The sequence below is a fragment of the Streptococcus sanguinis genome (assembly GCF_050234405.1).
Classification (GTDB): domain Bacteria; phylum Bacillota; class Bacilli; order Lactobacillales; family Streptococcaceae; genus Streptococcus; species Streptococcus sanguinis_W.
Map to the genome: position 1 here is coordinate 424,234 of NZ_CP092117.1, position 13,249 is coordinate 437,482.

Annotated in this window: 9 protein-coding genes; 8 read left to right on the forward strand and 1 reads right to left on the reverse strand. The window is 41.2% G+C overall.

The genetic code is table 11. The annotated features are described in order from the left end of the window. The first annotated feature begins 2 nt into the window (after positions 1–2). Positions 3–572 (forward strand): hypothetical protein, encoded by a 570-nt coding sequence (locus MFP28_RS02155; RefSeq protein ID WP_002908077.1) that lies wholly within the window; start codon positions 3–5, stop codon positions 570–572. A 62-nt stretch (positions 573–634) separates the two neighbouring features. Here the strand turns inward: MFP28_RS02155 and pbp3 are convergent, their stop codons facing one another. After that, positions 635–1,903 (reverse strand): D-alanyl-D-alanine carboxypeptidase PBP3, encoded by a 1,269-nt coding sequence (gene pbp3, locus MFP28_RS02160; protein WP_002908079.1) that lies wholly within the window; start codon positions 1,901–1,903, stop codon positions 635–637. 292 nt (positions 1,904–2,195) lie between these two features. Here pbp3 and MFP28_RS02165 point away from each other — a divergent pair, with 292 nt between their 5' ends. The 7 genes from MFP28_RS02165 to MFP28_RS02195 all read left to right on the forward strand — a co-directional run bounded on the left by MFP28_RS02165 (position 2,196) and on the right by MFP28_RS02195 (position 13,031). Beyond that, positions 2,196–4,151, forward strand: coding sequence for a peptide ABC transporter substrate-binding protein (locus MFP28_RS02165; protein WP_032916203.1), 1,956 nt, complete (start codon positions 2,196–2,198; stop codon positions 4,149–4,151). A 191-nt stretch (positions 4,152–4,342) separates the two neighbouring features. Further along, on the forward strand, positions 4,343–6,313 hold the full coding sequence (locus MFP28_RS02170; protein ID WP_002908081.1) for a peptide ABC transporter substrate-binding protein: 1,971 nt from the start codon (positions 4,343–4,345) through the stop codon (positions 6,311–6,313). A gap of 232 nt (positions 6,314–6,545) precedes the next feature. Continuing rightward, positions 6,546–8,531 (forward strand): peptide ABC transporter substrate-binding protein, encoded by a 1,986-nt coding sequence (locus MFP28_RS02175; RefSeq protein ID WP_002908083.1) that lies wholly within the window; start codon positions 6,546–6,548, stop codon positions 8,529–8,531. Positions 8,532–8,595: 64 nt separating this feature from the next. Then, the gene (locus tag MFP28_RS02180) at positions 8,596–10,092 is read left to right on the forward strand and encodes an ABC transporter permease (protein WP_002908084.1); all 1,497 of its coding nucleotides are present in this window, start codon (positions 8,596–8,598) and stop codon (positions 10,090–10,092) included. Beyond that, positions 10,092–11,018: an oligopeptide ABC transporter permease OppC gene (gene oppC / locus MFP28_RS02185; RefSeq protein WP_002908085.1), complete on the forward strand. Its 927-nt coding sequence runs from the start codon at positions 10,092–10,094 to the stop codon at positions 11,016–11,018. Before MFP28_RS02180 ends, oppC begins: the two co-directional genes overlap by 1 nt. A gap of 8 nt (positions 11,019–11,026) precedes the next feature. Continuing rightward, complete coding sequence (locus MFP28_RS02190; RefSeq protein WP_002893620.1) at positions 11,027–12,094, forward strand: ABC transporter ATP-binding protein; 1,068 nt, start codon at positions 11,027–11,029, stop codon at positions 12,092–12,094. Between the two features lie 10 nt (positions 12,095–12,104). Further along, a complete protein-coding gene (locus MFP28_RS02195) occupies positions 12,105–13,031 on the forward strand; it encodes an ATP-binding cassette domain-containing protein (RefSeq protein WP_002908086.1) in 927 nt (308 codons plus the stop codon). Positions 13,032–13,249 lie beyond the last annotated feature (218 nt).

Consider the following 13,249-nt stretch of genomic DNA (forward strand, 5'->3'; position numbering starts at 1 on the left):
GAATGGGGTTTTTAAAACGTTTATTTGGTAAGGTAGAAGAAGTTAATAAGGGGGAGGCGAGAATAGAGGAATTGAACCAATCCTTTGCTCCTAGTCTTGAAGAAGAGGCGGACAACTACTGGTTTCAAATGGAACAAAATATTTTGATAAATGCTGTTAAGGCAGCGGGTGGACCTGATAAGGTGGAGCGAGCTTTTGTTCTTGTTAATTTTAAACAGGGACAGGAAACATTCGAACTATATTATCAAGTTGATGGGAAACTAATATCGTGGAGAGAAATGGATTCGGATGTAGTGAAAAAGCTTGAGAATCAGCTTATTCCTCAAGCGCCAGAAGTAGCGCGTGCGGTTAATTCTGAGTATAAAGATGCAGGTGTTCCTTTAATTGATTATGCTATGCTTCAGTTTGAAACTCAAACGATGGCTTGGTTTGGTCGTAAGATTATGACTGTTTCACCAGAATCGAGTCTCACTTTTCAAGAATTAGCAGCTGGTTGGTGGGCTGTCTTGGAAGAGGCAATTCCAACACATCCGTTAGACAGTGATAGTGCTTTGCCCTACTTCGAAATTTAATTGTTTTCTTCTTAATCAAAACATACAAAACAGCCGCGAATCATTTGATTCGCGGTTGTTCTTTATAGTTTCTCGTTGACATAGCGGACGAAGTCATTCCACCAGACCTTGAAGAAGATACTTTTTTCCACCTCTTGGCCGGCCACCATTGTGACAGAAGGTGCTTTGTTTTCCAGATAGCCTTGACCGATTGGCTCAGGGTCGGTATAGGTCAAGGTGCCAAGCTCAGTATTTTTTTTCAGAGGAGCTTGGAAGCCTTGTTCCTTGGTTGAAAATTCTACCTTGTGTTCCGCCTGATTTGCGATGCGTTCAATGATGGTAAAATCCTTGCTGGCAACGGCTGGCACGGCCTTTTGCTTGCCATCAATAACGGTTGAATGGCTTTTATTGTAGGCTTCTCCCTCAGCCACAATAGTCGTCTGGGTGAAGTTTTGCGAAACATAGTTCATTAAAGACGCTGTGGCTACAAAGCGTGCGTAGGGGTCGCCGTCAGTTTGCTCAACGTCCAGCACAACTGTAATCATGCGGATACCATTTTCAGTAGTCGTTGCAACAAAGGAAGAGCCTCCCTTCTCCGAACTGCCGGCTTTGAGTCCGTCCACACCTGAGCGGAAGTTGGACTGGTTTTCCAGCATGAAGTTATAATTTTCCAGACTCGTCCCCGCAATTTTGGCTGTGGACTTGGAAGTGATCTCTGTCACTTGAGGGAAGTCCATAATCAGATGTCGGCTGATAACAGCCAAGTCGTAGGCGCTGAATTTGTTTTCAGTGTCCTTGCTTTTTTTAGCTGTGCTAGCTGAGGCAGTATAGTCTGTTTCTTCGGTTGCGTATTCCAGAAGTAGAGTATTTAGCCCTGTGGAGTTCACAATAGTAGCATCTTTGATTCCCCATTCTTTGAGCTTGGCCTTCATCATTTGGACGAAATTTTCTTCGCTGCCCCCAACCTTCTCAGCCAAAGCAATCGTGGCACTGTTGGCGCTGGACATCAAGGACGCGGCAATCAAGTCCTTGACTTTGTAACGTTTGGCTTCCAAAGGGACATTGCTGATATTTGGATTAGATGTTAGATTGTAGGCGTAGTCTGAGATATCAACATAGGTATCGGCAGTCAGGTCTCCTCTGTCAATGGCTTCATAGACCAGATAGACGGTCAAAAGATTGGTGATGGAGCCGACTTCGATTGGAGTATTAGCATCTTTTTCGTAAAGAATCTTTCCAGAAGTAGCGTCCACGGCCATTGCACTTTTAGCGGCAATGTTGTAATCATCTGCTGCAACCTTGCTAGCGGTCAATCCGACCAAAACTAGAAAACATAGGAATAATCGTTTCATTTCTTTCCCCTAAAACAAGATATAACCATTGTATCATAAAATTCTCTTTTCTTTTATAAATCAAGGATAATAAAAGGTTACAAAATAAATGTAGAGAAAAGTAGGGTAATCCCCTTAAAGAGATTTTTTATAAAAGCATCTTTCGGAAAAACTCACAAAATAGAAAAATATTTGAAATAATACAGATATACAAACTGAAAAATAGAAAATTATTATTTTTCTACATAAAGCATTTGTTTTTATAAAAAAATATTGTATAATAATACAATATAAATTGAGAAGGAGAATGCTCATGAAAAAATCTAAATGGTTGGCCATTACTGGACTGACAGTCGTGTCAACACTGATTTTAGCTGCTTGTGGAAGCTCCAGTGCCAGCAATACATACTCTTATATTTATCTGACTGACCCTGATACCTTGGACTATGTAAACTCCAATCGGGCAACGACTTCTGATGTGGCTTCAAATCTGGTCGATGGTCTTTTGGAAAATGATAAGTATGGTAATCTGGTTCCATCTATTGCGGAAGACTGGACTGTTTCAAAGGATGGTCTGACCTATACCTATAAGCTTCGCAAAGATGCTAAATGGTATACATCAGACGGTGAAGAATACTCAGAGGTTAAAGCTCAAGACTTTGTCACTGGTTTGAAGCATGCAGCAGATGAAAAATCAGAAGCTCTTCCTATCGTCCAAAGCTCTATCAAAGGCTTGGATGCCTATGTCAAAGGAGAGTCTAAAGACTTCTCAACAGTTGGAGTAAAAGCAGTTGATGACCACACGGTCGAATACACGCTCAACCAGCCAGAAAGCTACTGGAACTCTAAGACGACCATGGGGATTCTGTTCCCCATCAATGAGGATTTCTTGAAGTCACAAGGCAAAGATTTTGGTACCGTAAAACCTTCTTCCATTCTTTATAACGGACCTTATGTTCTGAAAGCATTCACTTCTAAGTCTGTCATTGAATATGCTAAAAACCAGAACTATTGGGATAAGGACAATGTCAAGGTTGAAAATATAAAACTGACTTATTTTGATGGTTCGGATCAGGAATCCTTGATCCGCAACTTCTCAGACGGGGCTTATTCTCAAGCACGGCTTTACCCTACGAGCTCTAACTATGCTTCTGTAGAAAAGCAGTACAAAGACAATATTATTTACACACCACAGAATTCAACTAGTTTCTATTTTGCTTTCAATCTGAATCGTAAGACTTATAATCATTCGTCTAAGACATCAGATGCTCAAAAGGCATCAACTACAGCTGCTATTCAAAATAAAGACTTCCGTCAGGCAATCAACTTTGCCTTTGACCGGACATCTTTTGGAGCTCAGATGAATGGTAAAGATGGGGCGACTAAACTCATCCGTAGCTTGCTAGTTCCTCCTAGCTTCGTGCAGGTTGATGGCAAAGACTTTTCAGATGTAGTAGAGAGCAAACTTCCTACATACGGTGATGAGTGGAGCGGTGTCAAACTGACAGATGCCCAAGACAGCATCTACAATGCTGATAAAGCCAAGGCGGAATTTGCCAAGGCAAAAGAAACCTTGCAAGCTGAAGGTGTAGAATTCCCAATCCATATTGACGTCCCTGTCGATCAGTCTGACAAGGTTTTGGTACAACGGACGAATTCCTTCAAACAGTCTGTCGAATCAGCGCTTGGCCAAGAAAATGTCGTTATTGATGTTCAGCAAATGTCAACAGATGACTTTGATAATTCTGCCTACTTTGCAGAAACAGCAGCTCAGAAAGACTACGATCTCAACATGTCTGGCTGGTCAGCAGACTACCAAGATCCATCAACTTATCTGAATATCTTTAACCCTGAAACAGGTGATGCTGCAGATAATATTGGTATAGAAAAAGGGAAAAATGCTGATGTGGCAAATAAGGTTGGCTTGAATGAATACAAGGCTTTGCTGGATGAAGCTGATCAAGAAAAACAAGATACAGATGCTCGTTACACCAAATACGCAGCAGCTCAGGCTTGGTTGACGGATAGCTCCATTGTTATTCCTAGTGTTTCTGGTGGTGGTTCACCAGTCGTTCAGAAGGTTGTGCCATTTACCAAGTCTTACTCTTATGTCGGAATCAAAGGAGATGCCTATGTCTTTAAGAACATGGAGCTCCAAAATGATATTGTTACAGCTAAAGACTATGAAGCGGCTCTTAAGAAATGGGAAAAAGAAAAGGAAGCATCCAATAAAAAAGCCCAAGAAGACTTAGAAAAACACATTAAATAAGGTTCTGAACCGCGAGCTTTTGATTCTTTATAAACAGTTTGGAATCAAAAGTTTGTGAATACGATAAAGCGAGACTGAGACATTTTGTCCCAGTCTCTTTTTTATATGACTCTCTATTGCATTGAAGCGTTTACATCCTGTCGCAGAAGTGCTATAATGAAAGTAATCTTAATGAAAACTGGAGGAAGTTTATGAAAACATCTAAGTTAGCTGCAGCTGCTGGGCTTGTCATTCTCTCTGCAGGAATTCTGGCTGCCTGTTCGTTTGGTGGCTCCAATTCATCTGGGAAAAACTATAGCTATGTTTATACCGCAGATCCAGATACGCTGGATTACACTGTGTCCAATAAGCGGGCAACCAATGAGATTATGGCTAATGTAGTGGATGGTTTGCTAGAAAGTGATAAGTATGGTAACTTAGTGCCTTCTCTAGCGGAAGATTGGACTGTTTCAAAAGATGGTCTGACCTATACTTATAAGCTTCGTGAGGGAGTGAAATGGTATACTTCTGATGGTGAAGAGTATGCAGATGTGACTGCTAAGGACTTTGTGACCAGTCTGAAGCATGCCGCAGACAGCAAGTCTGAGGGTCTCTATATCATTCAAAAATCTGTTAAAGGCTTGGACGACTATGTCAATGGTAAAATAACTGATTTCTCCCAAGTGGGTGTCAAGGCGGTGGATGATTCTACTGTTCAATACACTTTGAATCAGCCAGAAAGTTTCTGGAATTCTAAGACAACCATGGGGATTCTTTTCCCAATTAACGAAGAATTCCTGAAATCAAAAGGTGACAAGTTTGCTCAGGGAACGGATCCGACCAGTGTCCTCTATAACGGTCCGTTTATCTTGAAATCTATCACTTCGAAATCTCAAATTAGCTTAGAGAAGAATCCAAACTATTGGGATAAGGAAAAGGTGAAAATTGACACTGTCAAATTTTCTTACTACGATGGTCAAGATACAGAATCTCTAGTGCGTGGCTTCTCTGACGGCAACTACACCATTGCTCGTCTTTTCCCAAATAGCTCCAACTTTGCCAGTGTGAAGAAACAGTATGGCGATAATATCGTCTACACTCCTCAAGGTTCAGGAACCTTCTTTGTCACAACTAATATCGACCGTCAGTCTTACGAGCATACTTCTAAGACAACGGATGCACAGAAATCTTCTACTAAGAAAGCACTGCTCAATAAAGATTTCCGTCAGGCTCTGCTTTTTGCCTTTGACCGTACTGCCTATTCTGCACAAACCAATGGTGAAGAAGCAGCAGACAAGCAGCTTCGTAATACCTTTGTTCCGCCAACCTTTGTACAAGCTAATGGTAAAGAGTTCGGCAGCATTGTAGAAGAAAATCTGGCTAGCTACGGTGATGAGTGGAAGGGAGTCAAATTAGACGACGCTCAGGATGGCTTTTATAATCCAGAAAAAGCCAAGGCAGAATTTGCCAAAGCTAAGGAAGCACTGCAAGCAGAAGGAGTAGAATTCCCTATTCATCTGGATATTCCGGTTAGCTCAGCAGATACCAATGGCGTTAAGAGTGTTCAGTCACTGAAGCAGTCTATTGAAGCTAATCTTGGATCTGATAATGTGGTGATTGATATTCAGCAGATGACAGATGATGAGTTGAATAACATTACCTACTTTGCGACCTCAGCATCTCAAGAAGACTGGGACTTGAATAATAATCTTGGCTGGAGCCCAGATTATAACGATCCTTCTTCTTATCTGGAAATCACTGGCTCTAAGACTGGTGAGAATGTTGACGGCTACTTTGGTTTTGACCCTGGAACAGATAATGCAGCAGCTAAAGAGGCCGGCTTTGAAGAGTATGACAAGCTCTTGGAAGATGCAGCAGCAGAAACCGAAGATGTAAACAAACGTTATGAAAAGTATGCGGCAGCTCAGGCTTGGCTGACAGACAGTGCCCTGTTGATGCCAGCGTGGTCATCTGGCGCAACACCAAGTGTCCGTAGGGTTGTTCCATTCTCAGGACCATTTGCTTGGACCGGAAATAAGGGTGAATACAGCTTTAAATATGTTGAAATCCAAGATAAACCAATAACGACTAAAGAATATGAAAAAGCGCGTGAAAAATGGGCAAAAGAAAAGGAAGAATCCAACAAAAAAGCTCAAGAAGAACTCGCAGAACATATCAAATAAAGCAAGAAAATCCCATTGTAGCAACAGTGGGATTTTTGATGATTTTGAAGACGAAATGGACGAGGTTGAGCTTGTCTGGTCCTAGATAATCAACATCCGAGAAAACCAATTGCATAAACATCTGAGGGTGCCAGTGAGCTAACTTAATATTCTGAAAATTTATTTTACTTTTAGTACTATCTATGCTATAATCTTAATTAAATCTAAAAATCTAAAAGATGGAGAAACCCATATGAAACAAAGTAAAGTCCTTGCGCTAGCAGGAGTCACTCTTCTTGCAGCTGGCTTTCTTGCTGCTTGCTCTGGCTCTAAGCCAAACACAAAGTCAGGCAGCTCAGACTCTTCAAACACCTTTAATTATATCTACGAGACAGATCCTGAAAACTTGAACTATCTCACTTCAAGTAAAGCTGCTACAACAGACTTGACTGCCAATGTTATTGACGGTCTTTTAGAAAACGACCAATATGGAAACTTGGTTCCTTCAATGGCAGAGGAATGGACTGTATCCCCAGATGGGAAAACTTACACTTACAAACTTCGCAAAAATGCTAAGTGGTATACTTCCGAAGGTGAAGAGTACGCAGATGTCACAGCAGAAGACTTTGTTACAGGTCTTAAGTATGCAGCAGACAACAAATCTGAAACACTGTACTTGGTTCAGGATTCTGTCAAAGGGCTTAAGGACTATATTTCTGGGAAGATTGATTTCTCAGAAGTAGGGATCAAAGCAGTCGATGATCATACCGTTGAGTATACTCTTAATGAGCCAGAAAGCTTCTGGAACTCTAAGACTACAATGGGAATTCTCTACCCGGTAAACAAAGACTTTTTGAAAAACCAAGGTGATAAGTTCGCTCAAGCAACCGATCCAACAAGCTTGCTTTATAACGGACCTTTCTTGCTCAAATCATTGACTTCAAAATCTGAAATTCAATTTGAGAAGAATCCTAATTATTGGGACAAAGAAAATGTTCATTTAGATGCAGTGAAACTCTCTTTCTATGATGGACAAGATCAAGGGAAACTAGCTGATCAGTTCAGTCAAGGTGCTCTGACAACAGCCAGACTCTTCCCAACTAGTGCGACTTATGAAAAGGTTGAAAAAGACTTTAAAGATAATATCGTCTATACACCTCAGGATGCCTCAACTTTCTTAGTAGGTACAAACATTGATCGTCAGTCTTACAACCATACTGCTAAGACATCAGAAGCTCAAAAGACTTCAACTAAAAAAGCCTTGCTTAACAAGGACTTCCGTCAGGCTTTGACCTTTGCCTTCAATCGTGAGTCTTATGCATCTCAGATTAATGGTAAGGACGGGGCAGACAAACTTCTTCGTAACCTTTATATCCCACCTACATTTGTGCAGGCTGGTGACAAGTCCTTCGGTGACCTAGTTAAGGAAAAAGTAGTAACTTATGGTGACGAATGGAAAGATGTTGACTTCTCAGATGGTCAAGATGGTCTCTATAACGAGAACAAAGCAAAGGCTGAATTTACTAAAGCAAAAGAAGCTTTGAAAGCTGATGGCGTAGAATTCCCAATTCATCTGGACATTCCGGTTGATCAAACAGCTACTTCTAAAGTACAGCGCGTTCAATCCCTCAAGCAATCCATTGAGAAAACTTTGGGAACAGATAATGTTGTGATTGATGTTCACCAATTGTCTAAGGATGAAGTGACTAACATTACCTTGTTTGCTCCTTCTGCTGCTGAAGAGGACTGGGATATTTCAGATAATGTCGGCTGGTCTCCGGACTATCAAGATCCATCTACTTATCTAGATGTCATCAAACCAGGTGGTGAAAACACCAAGACCTTCTTAGGATTTGATGGCACAGATAATGCCGCAGCGAAACAAGTTGGTTTGGATGAATATACCAAGCTGGTTGACGAAGCTGGTGCAGAAAAGCAAGATTTGAACAAGCGTTATGAAAAATATGCGGCTGCTCAGGCTTGGCTGACTGATAGTGCTTTGTTGATTCCAGTAACTTCTAGAACAGGTCGTCCAACCTTGACTAAGGTAGTGCCTTTCTCAGCACCGTTTGCTTGGTCTGGTGCTAAGGCGCGTGAAGCAGCAAGTTATAAGTACATGAAATTGCAGGATGAGCCTGTAACGACAAAAGATTATAATAGCGCTCAGGAAAAATGGAATAAAGAACGTGCGGAATCTAATAAAAAAGCTCAAGAAGAATTAGCAGACCACGTGAAATAAGCTTGCTAAGAGAACTTTCTCTAATAGAGGAGAAAGTTCTTTTGGAATTTAAAGGAAACGATAAATGAAAAAATATATTTTTATGCGTATCTTACGCTCAATTGTGTCGATTTTCTTGGTGACGACCCTGACTTATGCCATTATCTATACTATGGTGCCAAGAAGGTTGATTTTCAAGCAGGATCCCAACTATAATAAGATAGCGACCAATAAAGATAAAAAGACTAACTATGAAAACACTATCTTTGAGCGGATGGGCTACATTGACTATTATGATACTAAGGAACTGCAGGAGAAAGCCAGCAAGGAAGATTCTTCTGTTACCACAGAAGCTACTGAAGCAAACGAGAAGATTTATCAGAAGTATATTGATAAACTTGGCAATGGCTGGAAATTGCAGAAATTCCCACTGAGCGGAGAATTCTACGCTGTACGCGAAGTACCTGTGTATGAACGTGTCTTTGAGTTCTATGCTAATTTGATTCAAATTGACCATCCAAATGTTATCCAAGATGAGGAAAATCCAAACCTAGAGCGTTATATCCGGTTTGAAAATGATCCTTCTGTTGGCTGGTCTCTTGTGGGTTCAGGTACCAAGCATAAGTATCTGCTGTACTTTAACGGTCAGTTCCCATTTGTCCACCAGAACTTTATCACCTTTAATTTAGGGAATTCTTATCCAACCTATGCCAATATCCCTGTTCTGCAGGTTATTACACAGGGACAAGGACAAACTAAGTCTTCTGAAGTTCAATTCCCAACAGGTAAAAAGACATCGTCTGTTAACATTTACTCTCGTACCTATAAGACACCAAGCAAAGCCGATTCACAGGACATTGCTAAGTTTGGTAAGGGAGATGCCTATACAGCGACTCAAAGCAACTATCAAAATCCGTCCATGATTACCAGCTCAGCTATTATTGGTTTGATTGGTGTGGCTCTGTCTTATCTGATTGCTATTCCGCTCGGTTCCTACATGGCTCGACTTAAGAATACATGGTTTGATAGCATTTCTACTGCTGGCTTGACCTTTATGATGTCCCTTCCAACCATCGCCTTGGTCTACATCGTCCGTTTGGCGGGGTCTACTGTTGGTCTTCCAGATTCCTTCCCAATCTTGGGAGCAGGAGATTGGCGTTCTTATGTCCTTCCAGCTGTTATTTTAGGACTTTTGAGTGCTCCTTGGACAGCTGTTTGGATTCGTCGTTATATGATTGACCTGCAGTCTCAGGACTTTGTCCGCTTTGCACGTGCTAAGGGTCTCTCTGAAAAAGAAATTTCTAACAAGCACATCTTTAAAAACGCTATGGTGCCGCTGGTATCTAGTATCCCAGCTTCTATCGTTAGTGTTATTGCAGGTGCGACTCTGACAGAAACTGTCTTTGCCTTTCCTGGTATGGGTAAGATGCTGATTGATTCTGTTAAGGCATCCAATAACTCTATGGTTGTTGGTCTTGTATTCATCTTCACATGTCTGTCTATCTTCGCTCTCTTGCTGGGTGACATTCTGATGACTGTACTGGACCCACGTATTAAGTTAACATCAAAAGGAGGTAAATAATGGCTACAATTGATAAAAGCAAATTCCAATTTGTCAAACGTGACGATTTTGCCTCTGAAACGATTGATGCTCCAGCCTATTCTTACTGGAAATCAGTCATGCGTCAATTTCTGAAAAAGAAATCAACTATTACCATGCTGGGGATTCTGATTGCCATTATTCTCATGAGCTTCATTTATCCTATGTTTTCAAACTTCGACTTTAATGACGTGAGCAAGGTAAACGACTTTAGCATGCGTTACATCAAGCCGAGTGGTCAGTACTGGTTTGGAACGGATAGTAATGGTAAGTCTCTCTTTGATGGTGTTTGGTTTGGTGCTCGTAACTCTATTCTCATTTCGATTATTGCGACGGTTATTAATCTGGCTATCGGAGTTATCATTGGCGGTATCTGGGGAATTTCCAAAACAGTTGACCGTGTCATGATGGAAATCTACAATATCATTTCAAATATCCCAGCCCTCTTGATTGTTATTGTCTTGACCTACTCTATCGGTGCTGGTTTCTGGAACCTTATTTTTGCCATGACGATTACTGGTTGGGTCGGTATTGCCTACACTATCCGTGTGCAGATTATGCGCTATCGGGATTTGGAGTACAACCTTGCCTCTCGTACTCTTGGTACACCAACTCTCAAGATTGTAACGAAGAACATTATGCCGCAGTTGGTATCTGTTATCGTGACCACCACTTCACAAATGTTGCCAAGCTTTATCTCTTACGAAGCCTTTCTGTCCTTCTTTGGATTAGGGCTTCCTGTAACAGTGCCAAGTTTGGGACGCTTGATTTCAGATTATTCTCAAAACGTGACGACAAATGCTTACCTCTTTTGGATTCCACTTACAACTCTGATTTTGGTGTCCCTTACCTTCTTCGTAGTTGGTCAAAACTTAGCCGACGCCAGCGATCCACGTACACATAGATAGGAGTAAATATGACAAAGAATGAAAATGTAATATTGACTGCTCGCGATATTGTCGTGGAATTCGATGTTCGCGATCGTGTCTTAACCGCCATTCGCGGTGTCTCTCTGGACTTGATTGAAGGCGAAGTTCTGGCTATTGTTGGTGAATCTGGTTCAGGTAAGTCTGTATTGACCAAGACCTTTACTGGAATGCTAGAAGAAAATGGCCGTGTAGCTCAAGGAACCATTGACTACCGTGGCAAAGATTTGACAACTCTTCGTAGTAATAAGGATTGGGAGCCAATTCGCGGTGCAAAAATTGCGACTATCTTCCAAGATCCGATGACAAGCTTGGATCCCATTAATACGATTGGAAGCCAAATTACAGAAGTCATAATCAAGCACCAAGGAAAATCAGCCAAAGAAGCTAAAAAAATGGCCATTGATTACATGAGTAAGGTCGGGATTCCAGATGCGGAAAAACGTTTCGAAGAATATCCTTTCCAATACTCAGGTGGTATGCGTCAGCGGATTGTTATTGCTATTGCCTTGGCTTGCCGTCCTGATATTCTTATCTGTGATGAGCCGACAACGGCCCTCGATGTAACGATTCAAGCGCAAATCATTGACTTGCTCAAATCTTTGCAGCAAGAATATCATTTCACAACCATCTTTATTACGCATGACCTTGGTGTTGTGGCTAGTATTGCAGATAAGGTTGCGGTCATGTATGCTGGTGAAATTGTAGAATACGGTACAGTTGAAGAAATCTTCTACGAGCCAAAACATCCTTATACATGGAGCTTGCTATCCAGCTTGCCTCAGTTGGCAGATGCGAATGGGGCCCTCTACTCGATTCCTGGTACTCCGCCGTCACTTTATTCACCAATCAAAGGGGATGCATTTGCTTTGCGTTCTGACTATGCCATGTCGATTGACTTTGAAGAAGAAGCACCGGCTTTCAATGTGTCAGATACTCATTGGGCTAAGACCTGGTTGCTCCATGAAGATGCACCTAAGGTTGATAAACCAGAAATCATCGAAAACCTGCATGAAAAAATTCGTTCAAAAATGGGCTTCAATCAATTAGAAGCTTAGGAGGAAGGAAATGACTGAAAAATTAGTTGAAATTAAAGATTTAGAAATTTCCTTCGGTGAAGGAAGTAAGAAATTTGTGGCAGTTAAAAATGCAAATTTCTTCATCAATAAGGGGGAAACTTTCTCTCTTGTAGGAGAATCAGGCTCTGGTAAGACTACGATTGGTCGAGCTATTATCGGCCTCAATGATACTAGTGCAGGTGATATCTTCTACGAAGGCAAAAAGATTAATGGTAAAAAGTCAAAAGCAGAAGAAGCAGACTTGATTCGCAAGATTCAGATGATTTTCCAAGATCCGGCTGCCAGTCTGAATGAACGTGCAACGGTTGACTATATCATATCTGAGGGTCTCTATAATTACCATTTGTTTGATAGTGAAGAAGACCGTCAAAGAAAAGTCAAAAATATCATCAATGAAGTTGGTTTGTTGGCTGAGCATTTAACTCGCTATCCTCACGAATTCTCTGGTGGACAGCGTCAGCGGATTGGGATTGCTCGTGCTCTGGTCATGCAACCAGACTTCGTAATTGCAGATGAGCCGATTTCTGCCTTGGACGTATCTGTTCGGGCTCAGGTTTTAAATCTTTTGAAAAAATTTCAAAAAGAGCTTGGCTTGACCTACCTGTTTATTGCCCATGACCTTTCAGTAGTTCGTTTTATTTCTGATCGTATCGCCGTGATTTACAAAGGTGTCATTGTAGAAGTGGCAGAGACAGAGGAGCTGTTCAACCATCCTGTCCATCCTTACACACAATCCCTGCTCTCAGCAGTTCCAATTCCAGACCCAATCTTAGAACGCAAGAAAGTGTTGAAGGTCTATGATCCTGAACAGCACGATTATTCTGTTGATAAACCAGAAATGGCAGAGATTCGTCCGGGACACTACGTCTGGGCTAATAAAGCTGAACTCGAAAAGTATAAACAAGAACAAAAATAGAAAAAATGTCCGAAAGGGCATTTTTTGCGCCTTTAAAAGAAAGAGTGTAGGTCAATTTACCAGCCTCGAAGGTATGCAAAACAATCCATCAATTTAAAAATAATATTTTTTTAATTTTTTTTAAAAAAGGTATTGACAGGGTTAGGGTATAGGTGATATACTAATATAGTTGTCGCGAAAGACAAAGCCCTTTGAAAACTGAACAAGACGAACCAAGT